Source organism: Marinobacter maritimus (assembly GCF_007671675.1).
In the GTDB taxonomy this organism is placed as follows: Bacteria; Pseudomonadota; Gammaproteobacteria; order Pseudomonadales; family Oleiphilaceae; genus Marinobacter; species Marinobacter maritimus.
Genome location: NZ_VCGW01000001.1, coordinates 1,241,655 through 1,260,586 on the forward strand (window position 1 = coordinate 1,241,655; position 18,932 = coordinate 1,260,586).

The 18,932-nt window shown below is 54.1% G+C and carries 17 protein-coding genes; 3 read left to right on the forward strand and 14 right to left on the reverse strand.

The features are described 5' to 3' along the window. Positions 1-5: 5 nt before the first annotated feature. Complete coding sequence (locus tag FFI90_RS05670) at positions 6-737, reverse strand: SDR family NAD(P)-dependent oxidoreductase (RefSeq protein WP_144776907.1); 732 nt, start codon at positions 735-737, stop codon at positions 6-8. A 76-nt stretch (positions 738-813) separates the two neighbouring features. On the opposite strand from FFI90_RS05670, the gene FFI90_RS05675 reads away from it, so the two are divergent. After that, on the forward strand, positions 814-1,716 hold the full coding sequence (locus FFI90_RS05675) for a LysR family transcriptional regulator (protein ID WP_246123357.1): 903 nt from the start codon (positions 814-816) through the stop codon (positions 1,714-1,716). Here FFI90_RS05675 and FFI90_RS20090 read toward each other — a convergent pair. The 3 genes from FFI90_RS20090 to FFI90_RS05690 all read right to left on the reverse strand — a co-directional run bounded on the left by FFI90_RS20090 (position 1,659) and on the right by FFI90_RS05690 (position 4,782). After that, a complete protein-coding gene (locus FFI90_RS20090) occupies positions 1,659-1,973 on the reverse strand; it encodes an MDR/zinc-dependent alcohol dehydrogenase-like family protein (protein ID WP_186317917.1) in 315 nt (104 codons plus the stop codon). The two genes, FFI90_RS05675 and FFI90_RS20090, sit on opposite strands and share 58 nt — an antisense overlap. Beyond that, the gene (locus tag FFI90_RS05685; protein WP_144776908.1) at positions 1,942-3,657 is read right to left on the reverse strand and encodes a protein adenylyltransferase SelO; all 1,716 of its coding nucleotides are present in this window, start codon (positions 3,655-3,657) and stop codon (positions 1,942-1,944) included. Before FFI90_RS05685 ends, FFI90_RS20090 begins: the two co-directional genes overlap by 32 nt. 195 nt (positions 3,658-3,852) lie before the next feature. Further along, positions 3,853-4,782, reverse strand: coding sequence for a LysR substrate-binding domain-containing protein (locus tag FFI90_RS05690; protein WP_144776909.1), 930 nt, complete (start codon positions 4,780-4,782; stop codon positions 3,853-3,855). 126 nt (positions 4,783-4,908) lie between these two features. Between FFI90_RS05690 and FFI90_RS05695 the strand changes: the two genes are divergently transcribed. Continuing rightward, the gene (locus FFI90_RS05695; protein WP_144776910.1) at positions 4,909-5,136 is read left to right on the forward strand and encodes a DUF1127 domain-containing protein; all 228 of its coding nucleotides are present in this window, start codon (positions 4,909-4,911) and stop codon (positions 5,134-5,136) included. Between the two features lie 127 nt (positions 5,137-5,263). Here the strand turns inward: FFI90_RS05695 and FFI90_RS20485 are convergent, their stop codons facing one another. From FFI90_RS20485 to FFI90_RS05735, 8 genes are all read right to left on the reverse strand, one after another. After that, complete coding sequence (locus FFI90_RS20485) at positions 5,264-5,659, reverse strand: GFA family protein (protein WP_144776911.1); 396 nt, start codon at positions 5,657-5,659, stop codon at positions 5,264-5,266. 220 nt (positions 5,660-5,879) lie between these two features. After that, positions 5,880-6,260: a DUF1428 domain-containing protein gene (locus FFI90_RS05705; protein WP_144776912.1), complete on the reverse strand. Its 381-nt coding sequence runs from the start codon at positions 6,258-6,260 to the stop codon at positions 5,880-5,882. A gap of 162 nt (positions 6,261-6,422) precedes the next feature. Then, entirely contained in the window at positions 6,423-8,159 is a 1,737-nt protein-coding gene (locus tag FFI90_RS05710; protein ID WP_144776913.1) for an isocitrate/isopropylmalate family dehydrogenase, read from the reverse strand. A gap of 46 nt (positions 8,160-8,205) precedes the next feature. Next, on the reverse strand, positions 8,206-9,669 hold the full coding sequence (locus tag FFI90_RS05715; protein ID WP_144776914.1) for a malate:quinone oxidoreductase: 1,464 nt from the start codon (positions 9,667-9,669) through the stop codon (positions 8,206-8,208). Between the two features lie 5 nt (positions 9,670-9,674). Further along, complete coding sequence (locus tag FFI90_RS05720; RefSeq protein ID WP_222120481.1) at positions 9,675-10,889, reverse strand: c-type cytochrome; 1,215 nt, start codon at positions 10,887-10,889, stop codon at positions 9,675-9,677. A 2-nt stretch (positions 10,890-10,891) separates the two neighbouring features. Beyond that, complete coding sequence (locus tag FFI90_RS05725; protein WP_246123409.1) at positions 10,892-11,437, reverse strand: (2Fe-2S)-binding protein; 546 nt, start codon at positions 11,435-11,437, stop codon at positions 10,892-10,894. A 26-nt stretch (positions 11,438-11,463) separates the two neighbouring features. Then, positions 11,464-14,295 carry a molybdopterin cofactor-binding domain-containing protein gene (locus FFI90_RS05730; RefSeq protein ID WP_144776916.1) on the reverse strand — a complete coding sequence of 944 codons (2,832 nt, stop codon included), beginning with the start codon at positions 14,293-14,295 and terminating at the stop codon, positions 11,464-11,466. A 78-nt stretch (positions 14,296-14,373) separates the two neighbouring features. Next, the gene (locus tag FFI90_RS05735) at positions 14,374-16,353 is read right to left on the reverse strand and encodes a hypothetical protein (RefSeq protein WP_144776917.1); all 1,980 of its coding nucleotides are present in this window, start codon (positions 16,351-16,353) and stop codon (positions 14,374-14,376) included. Between the two features lie 203 nt (positions 16,354-16,556). Here FFI90_RS05735 and FFI90_RS05740 point away from each other — a divergent pair, with 203 nt between their 5' ends. Further along, positions 16,557-17,864, forward strand: coding sequence for a carboxylate--amine ligase (locus FFI90_RS05740; protein WP_144776918.1), 1,308 nt, complete (start codon positions 16,557-16,559; stop codon positions 17,862-17,864). A 98-nt stretch (positions 17,865-17,962) separates the two neighbouring features. Here FFI90_RS05740 and FFI90_RS05745 read toward each other — a convergent pair whose 3' ends face one another. Both FFI90_RS05745 and FFI90_RS05750 read right to left on the reverse strand, forming a co-directional pair. Further along, positions 17,963-18,424: a YehS family protein gene (locus FFI90_RS05745; protein ID WP_425463078.1), complete on the reverse strand. Its 462-nt coding sequence runs from the start codon at positions 18,422-18,424 to the stop codon at positions 17,963-17,965. Positions 18,425-18,444: 20 nt separating this feature from the next. Further along, positions 18,445-18,747 carry a DUF6172 family protein gene (locus tag FFI90_RS05750; RefSeq protein WP_144776920.1) on the reverse strand — a complete coding sequence of 101 codons (303 nt, stop codon included), beginning with the start codon at positions 18,745-18,747 and terminating at the stop codon, positions 18,445-18,447. Positions 18,748-18,932 lie beyond the last annotated feature (185 nt).

Consider the following 18,932-nt stretch of genomic DNA (forward strand, 5'->3'; position numbering starts at 1 on the left):
ATGAATTACCAGGATTCCGAGAAAGGCCGGGCATCTTGTTCGAATGTCCAGGCCGAACGGGGCTGCTTATGGAGCTGCCAATAGATCTCCGCGAGGTCGTCGGGTTCGATGATGCCCTCCTCCCCCTTACTGGCATAAAGATCTGGCAGAATTTCGGCGGTGGCCTCATTGCGTATGAGCCCGTCGATAACCACGTGGCCGACGTGAATACCTTGTGGCCCCAGCTCCCGGGCCATGCTCTGTGCCAGCGCCCGCAGTGCATGCTTGCCTCCGGCAAAGGCGGCGAATCCCCGCCCTCCTCTCAGGCTCGCCGATGCTCCGGTGAACAGGATGGTTCCCTCATTACGGGGCAGCATCTTTTTCGCCACTTCACGCCCGACCAAAAACCCTGCCAGTGCACACATTTCCCAGACCTTTCGATAAATCCGGGTGGTTGTGTCGCAAATATCGAACTGAACGTTCCCACCAACATTAAATACAACGACCCTTATCGGACCTAGTTCGGACTCCACCCTGCCAATCAATTCACTGACCTGGTCTTCATCTCGTGCATCCGAATGAATCGTGGTTACACTCGATCCAAGGGCACTGATTTCAGTACTGAGTGCCTGCAAATCTCCTCGGCGCCGAGTAACAACGAGGTGAAAGCCCTCCCTCGCGAAACGACGGGCAATAGCTCCTCCCAGATGATCTCCGGCTCCGATCACTAACGCGATTGGTTTATCTGTGGCGCCCATTGCTTTCTCCTGATTTTGTCAAAGAACTGGTAACAGCTTAGACCAGCGCATAACATAGATAAAATCGATTGTTTGAATGCCAACCACAACCAATGGTTATTATATGGAGCTACAGCAACTGCGCCTATTTCTGGCGGCTGCCGAATCAAAAAGCTTTACTCGGGGTGCGAAGAGGGCCTTTGTTTCGCAACCAGCGCTATCAGCATCGATTGCGAAACTGGAAGGAGAGCTGGGAGTCCGGCTTTTTACGCGCAACAAACGCAGCGTTGTATTGACGCCTGCAGGACAAACACTGCTCAAAAGGGCAACGCAGATAGTAAATGAATGCAACAGAGCCCGGGATGAGCTAAAAAACCATGACCAGCAAAGGATGCTACGACTGGGCGTTGTCAATACACTGTCTATTACCAATATAGCCCGCTTGATTGAGCCGTACCGACGGGAGAATTCCAGTCTCAAACTCCAGGTGTTCGACGCCTCCAGCGAAGAAATGGAAAGACTGGCTGTGGCAGGCCGGATTGATCTTTCACTAACCATACTTCCGGAACACCCTGAGAAAGGGCGGCAGGTCAGCTACTCAAAGCGACTATTCTCTGAGTCTTACAAAGTGGCTATGGCTACCAGTCACCATCTGAGTGAGGCGCCGTCATTATGTCTCGCGGATCTGGAGAATGAACCCTTTGTATCCCGTTCTCACTGCGAATACCGCCAGATGTTAAAAGTGCTAATGAAAACAGCGGGTGTGCGACTGAATGTGGCATACATCACCGATCAGGACGACCGGGCACTTTCCCTGGTGGAACAGGGAGCTGGCATTGCTATTGTTCCTGAACACTACGAATCACTGAATATTGTTAAACGGCCAATTACCGAGCTGTCAGCAACGCGATCCATTGGATTTGAATGGGGTGAAAGCGAAAATCAGGCCGAAATAGACCGATTCATCGCTTTCGCCTCATCGGTCAAGTGGCCTGAGTAGGCGCAGGGAAACGAGGCGAGCTCAGCTTCGCTCAGTGTGCCGTTCACCGCAAATAGTTCGCTGGACCGCGCCACGGCGTACTCGGCGTAGCCACCATTGCACTCGGAACCGAATGTGATGAGGTTGTAGGATGACGGGTTGTCAGGCGCCTGTTGCATGGGGCGAACCAGCACCCGTTCGCCGATGATTCCGCGAACATCTGCACCGGCGGTAATATCCTCACGATCACGATGAACAACTAAGATGCGACGATCCACCGAGCTCGAAAAACTCCGACGGCTTCAGCCTATAGTATTTCCCCTCCACATCCTTGGTCTGCTCGGCGTATGGCTGCGTCATGACTTCCTGCAACTCTCGAATTAAAGAGTAGTTCCCCGCAGCTGCTTGCTGATACGCAGGCACAACCAGCCACTCCCGCAAACTGTACTTTGGATTGACGAGCTTCATCTGGCGAGAAAGCTCTTCACGAGAGCTGGGTTGAGTGAGCGATTTCCAGTTTGTGAGCCACTCGGACCATCGCTTGTCCATTCCTTCGGGGTCTGCACCATATGCAGAGCCCTTGTAGAAACTTTTTTTGAGCGGGCCAATGTCGTCCGGCACCGTCGAGAGCTCGCGGAAGAACATGGTGTAATCAACTGGCGTGTGCTCCATCAGCGTTACGAGCTCGCTAAACAACGCCGTGTTAAAAGCGCCAAGTCCGAGCTTGGCAGCCCACATCTTTTCCATTTGTGCTTGCATCTCCTTTGGGAAATCACTTCGAATCTCATCGAGTTGGCCCAGAGTGTGCGGATGCGTCGCAAGCAACGGCCGCAACGCCACACAAAACATATGAAAATTGCGTTCGGCTGCCACCGGTTGATTCAAAAACGCAAAATGATGTCCGCCACCGGTCCATGGCTGATAATGTGGATCGAATACCTCGCAGAATCCGAATGGGCCGTAGTCGAGTGTGAAGCCGCCGGCCGCACAGTTGTCACTGTTGAAGTTGCCCTGGCAGTAGCCAACGCGAATCCAATTCGCCACCAACGACGTGAGTCGGCTGAGAAATTCGCGCGCAAGTAACAGCACCTTTTCGGGGGTGGTTAGCTTCTGGTCGATGACGTCTGCGTACTCACGATCGATCAAGTGCAACACGATCTTCTCAAGCTCCTCCATCGCTTGCGGGTGTTCCTGCTTGCGAGCGCGGCGACCGAAGAGCTCGAGTTGGCCAACTCGAATGAACGACGGTGCGACGCGCGTCGAGATAGCGACCGGCTCTGATATAAGTATGTCCGGGTCTCTCGAATGCGAGCCCTCCGAATACCATGGGCGCCTGACTCTCTCCGTTTTCGAAACGTACAAACTCAGAGATCGTGACGTTGGCACCCCGAGCGCGTGCATATGCTCCTGTGCCAGGAATTCCCGAACACTCGACCGCAAAACGGCCCGACCGTCTGCGCCACGGCAGTATGGCGTTCGACCGCCACCTTTTAGCTGCATCTCCCAGCGTCGACCGTTGATGACGGCCTCAAATACCGAAATTGCGCGCCCGTCGCCGTATCCGTTGCCGGTATGGAAGGGGCACTGCTGGGTGTATTCGGTGCCGTAGATAGAAAGTGCGTAGCCACAGGCCCACCCGACGGAGCGCATCGGCTCCGGAACATTCGATAAGTCGCCGGAAAACATGCGGACGAAATCGGCCGACTGCGCCATGCTGTCGGCGAACCCGAGTTCGCGAAACAGGTTTTTGCTATGCGCGACGTACTCGGGGTTTTCAATTGGTGTGGGGTTCACCGGAACATAGTGGCCCGAGAAGACCTGTCGCGGCGCGTGGTCGGCTCCGTTTGCCCGCCCCTCAGGGTCGCAATTGAGAGTGTCCATGAGCGAATAGTTCGCCAACGTTGCGAGATCGCCGAGCGTCGCAACATTAGTGAGGGTTTCCCGGGGTATTGGCTTTAACATAGGGACTCCTCATGCGTGGGTTTGATTATGGGGGCCAGTGTGAGTGTGTACACCCGAATTCGTAAACACATGGGTACTAGACTACATTGCAGAGCGCGAGGGTTACAGAACGACTGCCGATCGCATTCATAGAGCGACCACAAATTGATTAGCCATGAACTGGCCATCATCACGTCTCGCTCCAAACCAAAGGGCTCATTGCCTAGTAGTACCTGTTCCGTGCTCACCCGGCGCCGCAGCAACTGATTGGACTTCGGCAATAATCCAGGATACAAACGCCCTGACTTTAGGGGAACGAAACTTGGCCTCTGGTGCAACGAGGTAATACTGGTAGTCCGCCGGCAATGACACATCGAATGGGCAAAAAAGCAGCCCCGATTCCAGCAGTTCATAAACGAGGCTATAGCGCAGAAGCGATATTCCATGGCCGCCCAGAATTGCCTCTACCAGCGTTGAGGATTCCGTCACCCTGACTTTCACCGAGTCATCCGGTATCTCGACACCGATAGTTTCCTGTAATGCCCGCCAGGGACCCGCCATATCGTCAGAATCGTCCAATAGCCATGGCAATTGAGTGAGTGCCTCAGGTGTGACTTTTTGACCTCCCACAAGATCTGGATGGCATACGGGCAAAAGCGTTTCATCCAACAATTTGATTGACGTTAAATTCTCATAGTTTCCCTTCCCGAACCGTATTGCGATGTCTATCCCATCCTCCCGAAAATTTGCCAGGTGCCAATTGGGAATCAGGCTGATGGTCAGTCGCGGATATAAACTCTGGAACTTTTCCAACCGTGTCACCAGCCAACGGCTTGCAAACGATGGGATGGTCGTGACGGTGAGCCGGTCCGGATAAGGGTCCTCTGAAAAATTGGCGATCCCCTTTTCCAGTTCCTGGAAGCCCGCCTCCACATAGGTCAGCAGCTCTCTTCCTTCGCGGGTCAATCTGACTTCGCGGGTCAATCGCTCAAAAAGCGATAGACCGAGAAACGCTTCAAGCTTTCTGATATGCGAGCTGACGGCCGCTTGCGAAATATTCATTGCTTTCGCTGCTTCCTTAAAGCTCATTAAGTTTGCGGCGTGCCGGAACACCTGCAAAGCCCGCAGTGGTGGCATAGCTTGCATAGACTTGCGCCCTTTTCTAATCGCTACACATAATTTTAACTTAAGTATAAGCCTATATTAACCGTTTGTTCAGAAAGGCCCGCATTGAGAATAATAAACCCTAACTCACAGCACGGGGTCATGCAGATGGGAGCGCTAGCAAGTTCAAGAAAAGACGAGCAAAGCATCGAAAAACAAAGAATCGATCACTCCAGCAACCTGAGAATAAATCTTACCGCCAGGCTTGAAAGATGGCTGATCAATTGGCGCACGCGACGCCAGCTCGCGAGCATGCCGGATTTCATGCTAAAGGATATTGGCATCTCGAGATCTCAGGCCGAGCAGGAGCACAAGAAACCTTTCTGGAAGGACTGAACAGGTCGTGTATGAACCGAACCTCCCGCCGCGGCCATAACGAAAGCTCGGTAGTAAAGGCATGTGCTCAAGTCCGGCAACATATACTTTGTTGAGCCCTGTCACATTTAATGTTCTACCTATGGAATCACTCAACGGACTTCCCGGAGGTGCCCTTGTGATCCCATGAAGGCTGCTCTGAGCAGAAAATGTTCTCTCGCGTTTTAAAAGAAGGCGATTGCCTTAGTGATCCAGCGGGAACGATTAGGTGGGTGCGACTTTGGTTTACGAACGGTAAGCCAGACCCGCATTTCGAGCAGAATACCTTCGTAAACTCTCTCTCCGGATCATCGTAACGGATTAACTGGTCTTTACCGCTTAACCATAGGATATTGGCTGGATCGGTCAGCAAATTTGACGCGTGAGAAGAGCCCGTAATCTGCTGGCATTGCGTGCAATGGCAAATAACAAGCTTGGTAAAGTTGTCTTCAACCATGTACGCGACAGTTCCACAAAGGCAGCCACCTTTCAATTTAGTTGTCATAATTCAACCCATTAGCTCCGAAAAATGGCACGGAGTATTAGAAAAAGGAGCTGGCAAAAGATACCGAATGCCAACGCAGAGCTATGTTGCGATACCTCCTCCCTTGTAATGAATGTAGATAAGCAGGCCAAGGAAATCGATGAAGTGCGCGGCAAGCAGCGGAACATCAACTTTCGCCATGGCCTGATTATTGACTGCGCCGATCACGCACAGCCGCAACCTATGAAGAAACCGTCTTGAGCGAGACAACCGGCGTAAACCCTCCATAGATCATGCGTTTGCCGTCGAAGGGCATGGGGTTCGTTTCGGGGTTCATGCGTGGATCGGTTTTCATCAGCTCATCAAAGCGCTTCATGGCGTCATCACGCGTCGCCTTGTCTGGCCACTCGATCCAGGAAAAAATCACCGCTTCTCCCTGCTGCGCCTGTACGGCCCGACGGAAGTCAGTCGTCTCGCCGTCAGGAACATCGTCGCCCCAACATTCGAGAACACGGATGGCGCCCAGTTCCATGAACACCTGGTCGGCCTTTCTGGCATGGTCAATAAACGCTTGCCGGTTATCTTCGGGACAAGCGATCACGAAACCGTCGATGTAGCTCATTTTTGCTTCCTTTTCTCATTGGATTTCAGGTCACGGTAACTTGGTACCACATTTGTGAAGCCGGCTATGTACAGATTCCAGCTTCGTACCTGTTAGACGAACAACAAGAGAAGTTTTCGACATAGGGAAAGTGACGGCTCAGGTTAGTCGCGTAAATACGGGTTACTGGAGCGCGTCTGCTACCGCCTCCAGAAAACCTCTCATATCCACTACCCTCTCAGATTCCGGATCAACGGTCTTGCCCTTGAGGTCAGCGGTGACAATTCCGCTGTCAACGGTGTCGGTCAATGCTGCCTTGAGGTTGACGGCGTATTTGGTGAGAGGCGTGTTTCCCTCGCGGTTACCCAGGGTTTCCAAAGCATTAGCGAGGGCGAAGATCAGGGCGGAGGGGTTAAAGTGGGCTTCTTGACCGTCACTCTCCAGGTATTTCAGATACAGGTCGTGGGCGGTGCCATGGGGCGCCTCGAAGAGCATGGTGCCGTCTTTGCTCTCGATGATAGAGCTGGCAGTGGCCAGGCTGCCGCCGAGGGCAGCGGAGATGTCGGAGAAGATGTCGCCGTCCAGGTTCTGCGAGGGATAGAGAGCGTTTCTCGGGGGATCGGTGATCATTTTTTTGAGCTGGCTCGAGGGCCGCATGATCATGAAGGACGGCGGTGGCGTGTCCTCCCGCGCCAGTTCCCGACGTACTTCGGTGATAACGTTGCTGAAGACTTCGTCGTATTCCATGTACTCGCGCTTGAGGCCGAAGTAGACCTCTTTGTCCTTGCGAGAAGCGTCACGGAAAACCTGGGCCACCCAATCCTTGATGGCCTCGTGGTCGTTGGACATGAGCAGTATTGGGTCGCCCTTACTGATGCTGCGGGCATGTTTTTCTTCACCGTCAACGATCACCTTGAGGATGCCGTCTTCTTGCGCCGGCATGTTGAAGCTACCGTACTGGTCGCCGCCGCCGGCACTCATGCGGGAGATGGAAACATGGGCACTGCGGCTGGGAATGCCGAACTTCCGCAGCTGGTTGACCAGTTTGAACAGCTTGCGCCCGGTGGTGTTGTCGGGCACGCCCCAAAGCGCTCGCTGTGGTGGATTGGAGACTATGCGCGCAGCCTGAGCATCTATGAGTTCGTAGTAGTAACCCAGCCCCAGATCCTTGATCTGCTGGCTGTAGTCGCTGTGGTAGATATCTTCAATCACCGTGCGCATGGCGCCGTCATAACCGGGGATAACGGTGTCTTTCAGGCCCAGGTAGACGTCCCGTTTCTCGTCAATGGCGCGCTGGAAAAAGCGGTGCGCCCAGGCTTTGACGTCTTCCATGTCGTTGGTGGCCAGCAGCCAGGGATCTCCCTTTCGCACCTCCCGGCGGTGCAATTCCACCGGGTCGCCGCTGCTGCCTACAAACATCAGCTTGACCACGCCCGTGGCCTGGGAGAGCTGGTTGAAGCTGTTTTTGATGCCACCGAACTCCATGGTGTCCACTTCAATGTCGCGGCCGATCCAGTCAGGCCGGCTGATTTTCAGGTTGCGAAACTGGATGTCCTCACGAGTAATGTTGCCGCTGATGCCCTTGCGGATGGCACCGTTCGGGGATTTGATAGCCAGTGGATCGAGATTGCCGGAGTCCACGTTTGGGTGCTTGCGGAGCAGCTCTTCCAGTTGCTGGCGGTTGACGGTCATACCGGCGTTCTTCACCCCTACGCCATGGCGTTGAAGGGCGTCGATAGCGTCAATCACCACCTGGCCATTGGTCAGCAAGCGGTGTTCCGCAGACAGGTCAACTTCCTCGAGCTGGATGTTCAGGTGCGCGGTAACGAATTTTTCGAGAATCTGCTCGAAAGCAACCTGCGCCATTTCATCACCGTGGAGGATGACAAGAGGCGAAGTCACATTGATCCGGCTGTCCATATATTGCTCCCCACCGTATTGGCTTTGTCGATAATGTAGGCCGACCTCACTGCATTTTGGGCTGAATAATCCCCAACTGTTTGTTGGCGGCATCGCGAATTTCCCTGTAACGGTCGGGATGATTGATCAACGTATCCAGATTGTCCTCGGGGAAAATCATGTTCCTCTTTGCTTTGGCATCTTCGGTAGAAAATACAGACGGTATCAATTGTTCCAGACAGCGCAACATCACCTCGGGCGATACCGACGCTCCAGGCGATGCTCCCAGCAACGTCCCGTAGGTCTTGTCCTTGGACACAAGGATTTCTGTGCCCATCTGCAAATCACCGTCTTTGATGATTTGCACTCGCTGGCCAGCTTGAATCGGTTTCCAGTCAAACCTTTTGCCCATGCCCGGAGCAAAACTTTCAAGCTCCTCAAACATGCTCTTTTCGCCTTTTAAGGTCTCCGAGATCAGATATTTAACCAAGGGGAAATTCTCTACGGCAACATTCAGCAAGCCCGGAATATCATGCAGGCGAATGGATTTGAGGTAGTCGAAAAACCCCCGATCTCTCTCGAGACGAAGCTTGAATGAGGCGAAAGGGCCGAACAACAGGTAGTGCTTTCCGTCAATCACCCGCAAATCCAGATGCGGTACGGACATAGGAGGCGCGCCCACTTCCGCTTTGCCATAGGTTTTAGCGCGGTAGTATCCGGCTTGTTCTTCGCTGATCGGCGCCATAAGAAAACGCCCACCAACGGGAAAGCCGGCGAAGCGGTTTCGAAACGGCAAGCGGCTTTTTTTCAGAAGGGGAAATGCACCCCCACCAGCACCCACAAAAAGCACATCCGCTTTGTACCGAACCGGACGCCCGTTGCATTCAGCCTCGATAACCCATTGCCCTGACGGGCTTCTGTGCACGCGCTTAACGTGGGTGCCATACTCAAATTTCACGCCCAGGTTCTGTCTGGCGTGGGCCGCCATTTGCTCTGTTAACGCACCAAAATTAACGTCCGTACCTGTTTCAATAACGGTAGCCGCCATTTTTTCATGGCGTGGGCGCTCGTCCATGGTGTAAGGAATCCAGCTCTTTATCTCATCAAAGTCTTCTGAGTAACGCATGTGCTCAAAGAAATGATGGGCAGACATTTCTTTGAACCGCAATCGCAGCTCCTCAATAGCGGATTCGGAAACGATGGTGCAGTGTCTGGTTTGATTGATAAATGTTTTCGGGTCCTTGATGGCGCCCTTCTCGATCAAATAAGCCCAGAACTGTTTGGCCACATTGAACTGGGCATGGATTTTGAAGGCTTTTTCAATCGAAACCACGTCCCCGTCCACGGGGGTATAATTGAGCTCACAGTTCGCTTCATGCCCTGTGCCGGCGTTCCAGAATGGGGACGAGTTTCCCGCCCCGGCGCTGTCCAGTCTCTCTAAAATAGTGATATCCATATCCGGAGCCAGCTCTTTTGCCAAAGTGGCAAAGGTGGTTCCCATAATTCCTGCGCCTATGATAACTACGTTCATAAAGTCTACTCTTCGCTGTTGCCGGTCAACTCATCCACAGCCGCGGCATCGATGATCGCATCCAGGCCACCCCAACTCTGGCGCAGGAAGTTCACGAGTTCAGCAATTTCCGCACTGCTTAGCTTGTCGGCGAAACCAGGCATGGCCTGCATGCGTTCGAAGCCATTGAATTTCTGCGCATCAATACCGTCGTGAATTACCTTTACAAGGTTGCGGGGGTGGTCCAGACGCAAAGTGGTATTCCCCTTCATCGCAACCGCCACATGGGGTACACCCTGGCCTTGTGCTCCATGGCAACCGGCGCAGACATTGAGGTAATGGCGGCGGCCAGGGCTGTCGGCGCTTGCACTGTGCTCTGCATCGACGACCCGGGCGTCCGGCGGGTCCTCGCCCATCAGGTAAACACTCATGGCCTTCAAGTCCTCATCACGAAGATAACGGGTGCTGTGATGGAATACGAGGTACATCTCATTGAACATGGATCCCTGATCGCTAATGCCTTCACGGAGGAAGGTTTGCAAGGCGGTGGGTGTCCAGCCGCGGGCGGCGAGTTTGTCTGGTGTCAGACTTGGAGCCTCGTAGCCCGCAATAACGCTGCCTTGAAGGTGCTGGTCGGTGTCGACGGCACCCAGGGCATTGCGCGGTGTATGACATTCCCCACAATGTCCCAGGACATCCACCATATAACGCCCCCGCTGCCATTCGTCGGATTGGTCCTCGGCGTTGTTGGGGGTTTCGCCAGCGAACATCAGGTTCCAGAAATTGAGTGTCCAGCGCATGCTGAATGGCCAACTGAGATCTGTTTCCGGCGCCTCGATGTTCACCGGTTTGAGACTCATCAGGTAGGCATACATGGCATCGGAATCCTGGCGCGGAATGCTGTGGTAGGCCGTGTACGGCATCGCCGGATAGAGCTGAGTGCCATCTGGCAGTTCGCCTTCAGTCAGCACGTGGTAGAACTCATCCGCACTGTAAGCACCGATGCCGTATTCCTTGTCCGGGGTGATGTTGGTGCCGTATACAATGCCAAAGGGTGTTTCCATCGGGCGCCCGCCTGCGTACGGCGTGCCACCTTCCTGAGTATGGCAGGCGGCACAGTCAGCGGCGCGGACCAGATACCGCCCCTGCTCCAGGGTGCTGTTATCTGCAGATGCACTCCAGGCATTGGTGGTGTTCATGCCCAGCGCGACGGCCATTACGAGGATGCTGCGACTATTCATAATCAGCTCGCCTCTTTGGTGGTGCCCGGTGTCTTCAAAACGGCATCGCGAACGGCTTCGAAATAACGCACATAGCCGGTACAACGACAGATGTGGGATTCCAGTGCCTCGCTGATAGTGCCCTCAAGCTGAGAGCGCGAAATCGGCTTCCGCTGCAGGCGCTCCACCAGAACGGTGGCGGCATTGACGAAGCCCGGCGCGCAATAGCTGCACTGAAATGAGAAGTGCTCCAGGAATTGCTGCTGCACTGTGGATAGGGCATCAATATGGCCCTCTTCGTCCCGCTGTGCATGCCCCTCAACCGTGCGGATCGTCTTACCGTCAAAGTAGTGGGCACCGGTGATGCAGGTGCGCACTTCCTCGCTACTGCCGTCGGGCTTGTCTACGATCACTGTGCAGGCGCGACACATGCCCCGACCACATCCAAACCGGGTACCTGTGAGGTTGCGATATTCGTGCAGGTAGTCAAGCATCATCAGCTCTTCGGGAATATCCTCGATTGGCTGGGCTTCGCCGTTAATGGTGACCTTCAGCGGCCGTGTAGGGATGACGGCGGCCTTGGACTGCTCCGTTGTCATAAAACCTCCCTGATCTTGTCTGGTGTGATGGGCAGGCTTCGGAAATGGTGACCGATGGCATGTGCGATGCCGTTTCCGATAGCGCCGACGATGGGAATCATCACGACTTCTGCAATGCCTTTCGGTGGATCGGTTCGCGACAGCGGTGGCAGGATTTCTGAGGTTTGCTGCCATACAGCGACTTCACTGGCCCGGGGGACGTGGTAGCGATTGATATTCCAGGTGCCGTTGCCGGGACCGTCTTCGTAAAGAGGCATCTCTTCATAAAGCGCATGGCCGATACCCATGGCGATACCGCCCTGAATCTGACCGGATACCAGTTGCTCTACAAGCGTGTTACCACATTCGAGAAACGTGTGATGGTTCAGCACAGAGACTTTGCCGGTGCCGGTATGCACCGCCAACTCCACCAGAGTGCCGCAGCCACTGTAGTATGTGACACCAGCATTATTTCGCTGGGTCGGTGGGATATAAGGGTTCTTGCGGGTCAGCAGGTGATAGCCACGCTTGCTGGTCATCAGAGCCTTCTGTGCCTCGGAAGCACCAATGCCATACTGGACGGCAAGTCCGTCCAGAGGCAGGTTCTCGGACCGACCATTAATCTCATAATCCGCCCTGGACCATTCCCAGCGATTAAAGGCGTGGCTGATGACACCGGTTATCAGGCCCATCTCGTGGGCACGTTTGGCAAGAAACTCCAGAGACAGCGGTTCCATGCCCCGGGCCGTCAAATGGCCGGCCTCCCAGCGGGCGTTTTCCTCACGTACCACATAGGGCGCCGACTGGCCGCCACCGATCCCGCGCTGCCAGAATTCCTGGGCGGCGGGCCAGAGGCCGTGACGGAAGATGATCCGGGCCGCCTCCAGGGTGGGAAACGAAAAATAGTACGCTGAATTGCTGGCACTGGAAGCCTGCAGGAGCAGCGGTGTCCAGCGCGGGTCCTTTATGGACTTGTTCTGTTCCTCCTGAGAGATGAAGTAAGGGCTGGTGGTCTCGTACATCTGCATGTCGTCCCACTCCATCTCCGCCGTACGTACCTGGTCGGCGGCACGACCCAGCCAGGCGGCGACTACGGCGGCCTGACCGGTGGAGTAACCAGTGCCCATTTCAGCACCGGTATTACGCACTTCGATACGGCCCTCTGGCGTCAGGCGAACTTCGGAGAAGGCGGATTCAGCGCCATGACCAAAGTCTTTCTGCACACACGCAAACCCGACGCCGTAACGCTCTTCCGGATGAGCGGTTTCGTAAGCCTGTTTTCGTGTCTCACGCTCGGTCCAGATAGAGTGATTCCTGGCTTTGTGCAGAATTTCTTCGTTTCGAAGATGGCCCGCTGGAATCGCACCCTGTGTATTCTTCATGCCACTTTTGAACACGTTGCGAAGGCGCAGATCGATAGGATCCATGTTCAGCTGACCGGCAATCTCATCCACCATCAGTTCCGTGGCAGACATGGTCTGTAAGGTGCCGTAGCCCCGGAACGAACCAGCTTCGGGCATCCGCGAGTAAATCGCCGTGGCGGTCAGGTCACTGTTGGGCATGTAATAAATCGATTGGGCGGCCGTGGCGCCAACGAAAGCTACAGAGTTGGAGAAGTTGGCGCGACCACCACCGTTAGCGGTCAGGTCCTGTTTGAAAACCTGGAACTTGCCGGTCTCCCGATCCACTGCCAGGCGGTTCTTCATGGTGAAGGGGTGGCGTTTCATTGTGGCCTGGAACTGCTCGAAGCGGTCGTTGGCCAGTCGCACAGGCTTGCCGTCTGCGTATAGTGCGGCGATCAACCCGTAATACGGGAAGATGGTGGCATCCTTAGACCCATAGCCCACGGTGTAGGCCGGATGTAGAAAGAAACGCCTGCTCTGAAAGGAACTATTGGACAGAACTTCCGGCATCCAGTTGACGAGCTCCTGGGGCGACTGGGTGCCACAGACCACATGCATATCGCCCTTGCTCTGGTCGAACCAGCAGTTGGCATTATCCGCCTCCATCGCGAAATGATCCGTGTACTGGGAGTTATATTCGCCTTCGAACACCAGCCAGTCGTCAGGCGCATTGGCCAGTTTGTCCTGCAGTTGCTGAGCGTAAAACATCGCCTTCTCGGTGTTTTTGCCGTTCTCCAGTGCTTCAGGCCATACCGGATGACGCTTGCGGAAGTCCGGATAGAGCACGGTCTCCTGCAGAGCGGAGAAGGTGTCTTCTGCGAAGGGCGTCTCGCCACCCACGCGGATGTAGCGGAAGGCACCGTAGGGTGGCTTTTCCGGCAGAGGTGTCTGCTCGCCGTAAGTGACCACATCATCGGCGAAGCGGATGCGGCTCTTGGCCAGCCGGTAACGTGCGAAGTCGTGATAGATCAGCATTGCCACGGGGTAGCCCAGATAAGCTGCCGTGTCGCCTTTGGCCAGAAAGAAGTCGGGGCCGAAGAAACGAGGCACTTCGATTTTGTCCCGTTTCATGTCTTCTGCGGTGACAAGTTGATCCGGCATCAACCCGGCCTGCTCAAGGCGGCTCAGGTTGATACCCTTGAGGCTATGATCACATCGGGTCGCACGGATGATGAAGGCGTGAGATTGTTGATCCGGCCAGTGGGGCATGTCTTTTGCCCGGATATCACGGGCGAAGACCTTACTGCCCGTCACCTTGGCGATGCCGTCAAGACGAAAGCGCATTTTGCCTTCCGCAAGCTGCCAAGCCTCATTGGTTGGTGACAGCACCCGATCTTCGAAGAGAGCGCCAAAGGCATCGCTGCCCAAGGGCGCGAGGTAGGCAGTAACACCTGCTACAGCACTTCCCTTAAGAAAGGAGCGCCTGGATAGGGACGGTCTGGACATGCCGGGATCCTTCATCCGTGCGAATTACTGTACCTCACTATAGATAAAACCCTGCGAATTGCATAATGAACGCCAGTCCTACAAGCCTTCTTCATAACCTGCAGCCCAGCTTGCGCGGCCCAGCTCTGTAGCTCGTACAACCTCTGTTTCGGGGACTGCGGACATGTCCCCCACTTCTCTGGAATCGTAATGAAAAACACACAAGCGTGATGCAAACTCCGCGAACGGCAGCGATGCTTCGCCATGCCGTTCTCCATAACTCTGAGTTGAGCAGTGAATACCCTGGCCCCAATCCTGGCCGCTATCGTTGTTGGGGTTGTAAAAGTAGATGCGCATCTCGCCAAGGCGGTCAAGGCCCACGCGTCTGACTGTTATCGCATGGCGCCCAACCATGCGTCCTCCACTGTCGGTGGCTACGATGCCCGCGGGTTGTGGGTGAATTACAGGTATGCTGCCGTTGTAATACGGGTGATAACAGGCGTAAAAATGGCGAATAAAGTGCCCATAGTCCTCAATCATCCCGGTTTCCTGACTAATTGCGCTGAGAAATGCGTGCCCTACCCACCAGCCATACATCTCAGGGTTGATCCAACGGTGCAAATCATCGTCACGTTCGCCGCACAAGCGCCCCATTTCTGCATAAATACGATCGAGGTGAGGCACCAAGATCAATGAAACCGGATCGACATCGGTGGGAGGTTCTTTCGCAAGGCCTGGCTCCAGATGTTGTGAGGTAATTTGCTGACCTTCGAACCGCATGATGACATCGTCATCGCGGGCAGCCCACGCCACCAACTGCAACAGATAATCGGCGTCGTTAAAAGCCCACATGGAAAGCCCGATAACGGACTGACAGGTCGGGTTATTGCCTTGGCCAACACCATTAGGCTGCCCCAGAAGGCTCATGACACCGGCGAGTAAATAAACCCGTGGAGGATGCGCATCGCCGAAAGCCTCTGTCAGCGTATTGCAGGCTGTCTCACACAACGTCAGCTCGACTTGCCGCCACAGGCCTGAAGCCACAGCCGGCGTGAACAGGCCTCCGCGCTCAAGAAACATTGCCAGCCCGTACACCGCCTGACTGGTTTCCGGGTGTACGGCGTCGTCGATCAGTTTGTGAACAATCTCCTGATAACATTGAAAAACATCGTTTCCGGTGATGCTCAGGCCCAATGCCAAAGGTATAAGGTCGTCCTGATGCCCGCGCAGGTGGCGCAACAGCATGGGGTGGTATGGAGAAACCATGCCAGTCTCGTCCATGGCCACCGCAAAACTAACGGCCTCTTCAGTGAGTGCTGGTTTATCCATCGCAACCAGGCGTTCACCGTATACCGCTAAACCCGGATCATCACGGCAGCCTTTCGTTGGGCCGTATAGAGCGCTGACAAGGCGCGCGGCCCTGTGCATACCCTCGGTCTCGATTTCAGGGTCAAACAGGCATTTGGCTATCTGGCCAACCATCTGTTTGATACTGCCTGTTTGTATCGGGCGCTGGGCCAGCAAGCGACGCACTTCATCAACCAGGCTATCGAGAATGCTTTCATAGCCAAGCCTGCCGAGCAGGTACTGGTAGAGTGAATTGACAATCTGCCCTAACCCTTCCGGCCGTTCCCGATCGGCCTCGCTCATCTGGCCGGACAGCAGATCCAGATTCAATGCCGTTACCTGAGTCAAAAAGTGTCGGGCCTGCTCTGCAGAAATTCCGGGGTGGCGATAATCACCCATAGCTACAGCCAGCAGGCGAAGCTCACTCAAGGCTTCAATGGCGGTATAGTCTGGCGCTCCCTGGCGTAGGGTTCGTACGGCAATCGCGGGCCTCAGAATGGCTGGCTTGCCCCAATCACCATTGGTAAACACGCCCTTTGCTTCAATCTCTGATACCCGAGCGTACAACGCGTCCAGTCCGTCAGGAGTTGCCATAACGCAAAGTGCCGCCTTCAATACCTCCCTGTTAGGCGCCATGGGAGCAGTTTTGCGGGCAAGCGCAAGCTGCTCCAAAGCCTCGTCAAATCTTGCAACAGCAGCGTTGTTATCTGGACTGGAACCGGGATCCGCCATAGTGTTTTCCTTAAAATATTCGATACGCAATGCAGTATCGCCAAAGATGCTCTCAAGGCGTTTTGGAAGCAAACTTTCCGCGGGTTTCGTTTCAAATTGTAACCAATGGGACTATATTGAAACGTGCAGCACGACAAATCGCTCAGTTTACTTGGTGCGTTCGTCAGCGCCTTGTCTGGGTTCATCAGCAAGGAGAACAGTGAATGTCGATAACACCAGAAGAACAGTTGCCCAGCGATGTGTCCGCCTGGCTTGATCCGGAAATGGACTCTGTTAAAGGAACCGAGACCCCAAAGGATCCAGACAAAGGCTACATCGCTCTACTCGGCTGGAGTGTTAACGCCATTAAGGCAGCACAGAAGTTTGACCGTCGCTACATTGTGGTTGCTCCGGACTGGGCTGCGGATTTTTGTACCGCAAACAAGATCCCTTTTATTCCCTGGGATTTTCTCCGCTTGAATGATCGGTCCTTCGAGATTGCGCAAAAGCTGAAGGCAGAAGGCGTGGATGTAGCGATTCCGCTATTCGAGGAAACCGTAGAGTGGTCAGGGGCTATCAACTCCGTCCTCCTCGACAGCCCGCGTATGTTCGGGCAGTCTATTCTTTTCCGCGACAAGGCGTTGATGAAGCGCCGTGCCCAGCTTGGCGGTATTCGCGTCGGGATCTTTGAGGAAGCTCACGAAAAAGATGACATCGTCCGCTTCATGAAGCGAGTCAACCAGACTCTGCTCAAGCTGGATGGTGACCCCGATGACCCGATTCACGTCAAGGCGTTCGACAAGGCTGGTTGCCTCGGCCACCGGATGATTCGCAAGATCGAGGAAATCGACTCAATTCCGGCCGAAGAATACCCCCTGCTGATGGAAAGCCACCTGGATGGTTGGGAGTTTGCCGTCGAGGCCTGGATCCACGATGGGAAAATCAAGTTCCTCAACATTTCTGAATACGTAACGCTGGGCTACTCGGTATTTGTGCCCGCGACTGAGCAACTTGAGAGTTGGCGTAATGCGATCACCAAGCAGATTGAGCTGCTGATCAAAACCTTCGAAATCAAGTTCGGGTTGATTCACCCTGAGTACTTTGTCACGGCTGATGGCGAAATGTACTTTGGCGAAGTTGCTTACCGTCCGCCTGGGTTCAAGGCTTTCGAGCTTATTGAGAAAGCCTACGGGTTCAGTGCGTATCAAGCCTCTATGCTGGTGTTCGATCCCAAAAGCACCAAAGAAGAGGTGGATGCATTCTTTCCACGCGAAGTGGTTGACGCGAAGGGCTACGCAGGTTGCTTCGGTGTTTATCCAAGACGCCGCGTAGTGAGCAAGCTGGAGATGCCCAAAGAAACCATCGAGCATCCCTACTTCGAGTCCCACGAACTGGTTGCACCAACAGAAGAGACGGTTCCTGACCGGTCAGCCTTCGGCACTCATTGGGGTCTGATCTTCTTCTTTGGCGACGATCCCATCAAGATGCGGGACTTGCTGAAAGCTCAGGAAGAGCTGGACTTCTACGTTTAGAGGCCAGTAAAGGCTGTTCACTACAGTAATGACGTCCATGATTCTAGCCATACAAACGCCAGAATCATGGACGTTTTTTTGACACCCTCAGAAATTGTTTAAGCGGGTGCCGGCGCTTTATTCTTCCTGTAGTGTTTTTCCATTCCGTCAAGAATGTTACGGAGCAATTGGTCCAGGCATTCCCGATAGTTTTTATGGTCCGGGCGCCGAAACAGAGCGCTCAACTCATGTTTACTCATGGTGAACTCGTTCAGTGCAAGTATCTCCAGCAAATCATTTGCTTGCAGGTTTAACGCTATTTTCAGTTTCCGCAGAATCATGTTATTGCTGAGAACACGCTCAGGCTCAGGTGGCTCGTCACTTTGGCCCCCCCTGTTTTTGATGATCAGTCCATTCAGAAAGCGGGCTAGCTTCTCATCTTCACACAAAACAAATCCCGGCTCGTCTTCGCGTGCCAACCAGGCAGCCAGTTCAGGTTTGCTGGCTTCACACCCGCCCAGCTTGAATATCGAAATCATCAGCTGATCGCTAAAATCAAAGATATAACGTACTCGGCGCAAGATATCGTTATTGTTGATAATCAGGCCTCCTTTGCAGGCGGGTTTTCACCGGCAGCAATGGCTTTCGGTGTGATCTCCACGTAAATGGTCTTGATGTTGTTTTCAACAAGCTCATCGATGTACTTCGTTAACGATGGCAGATCTACCTGCACCGCGGTCTCTTCCGATTGCCCGAATTTGCAATCGAAGCCCCAGTATTTAGCACCAGATGGCAGAGGTTTTTTGCGTTCGTTTTTCAGGAATTTTTTGATGTCGTGCTTCACCGAATCGACGAGACGCGGCACTTTGATTTTAGGGTGGTCTAACTTATAGGTCTTTTTCATTGCGATCCTACCAGGATGGAGTGCCACTGCACGCCGGAGAACATCTAATGGCACGCGGTGTGAATTTACTGGAGGATTCTACCATTATTCGCGGGGCTACTGGGGCGCGAGAATTCCAGAGTTGAGGCCAGGCAGACTTCGACATGAAGCTACCAAACATTTCTATACGCTATCGAACTTTGACA

Coding starts and splice junctions, on each gene's coding strand:
- FFI90_RS05670 (WP_144776907.1), bottom strand. CDS start 737: ATGGGCGCCACAGATAAACCAATCGCGTTAGTGATCGGAGCCGGAGAT.
- FFI90_RS05675 (WP_246123357.1), top strand. CDS start 814: ATGCCAACCACAACCAATGGTTATTATATGGAGCTACAGCAACTGCGC.
- FFI90_RS05685 (WP_144776908.1), bottom strand. CDS start 3,657: ATGTTAAAGCCAATACCCCGGGAAACCCTCACTAATGTTGCGACGCTC.
- FFI90_RS05690 (WP_144776909.1), bottom strand. CDS start 4,782: ATGCAAGCTATGCCACCACTGCGGGCTTTGCAGGTGTTCCGGCACGCC.
- FFI90_RS05695 (WP_144776910.1), top strand. CDS start 4,909: ATGGGAGCGCTAGCAAGTTCAAGAAAAGACGAGCAAAGCATCGAAAAA.
- FFI90_RS20485 (WP_144776911.1), bottom strand. CDS start 5,659: ATGACAACTAAATTGAAAGGTGGCTGCCTTTGTGGAACTGTCGCGTAC.
- FFI90_RS05705 (WP_144776912.1), bottom strand. CDS start 6,260: ATGAGCTACATCGACGGTTTCGTGATCGCTTGTCCCGAAGATAACCGG.
- FFI90_RS05710 (WP_144776913.1), bottom strand. CDS start 8,159: ATGGACAGCCGGATCAATGTGACTTCGCCTCTTGTCATCCTCCACGGT.
- FFI90_RS05715 (WP_144776914.1), bottom strand. CDS start 9,669: ATGAACGTAGTTATCATAGGCGCAGGAATTATGGGAACCACCTTTGCC.
- FFI90_RS05720 (WP_222120481.1), bottom strand. CDS start 10,889: ATGAATAGTCGCAGCATCCTCGTAATGGCCGTCGCGCTGGGCATGAAC.
- FFI90_RS05730 (WP_144776916.1), bottom strand. CDS start 14,295: ATGTCCAGACCGTCCCTATCCAGGCGCTCCTTTCTTAAGGGAAGTGCT.
- FFI90_RS05735 (WP_144776917.1), bottom strand. CDS start 16,353: ATGGCGGATCCCGGTTCCAGTCCAGATAACAACGCTGCTGTTGCAAGA.
- FFI90_RS05740 (WP_144776918.1), top strand. CDS start 16,557: ATGTCGATAACACCAGAAGAACAGTTGCCCAGCGATGTGTCCGCCTGG.
- FFI90_RS05750 (WP_144776920.1), bottom strand. CDS start 18,747: ATGAAAAAGACCTATAAGTTAGACCACCCTAAAATCAAAGTGCCGCGT.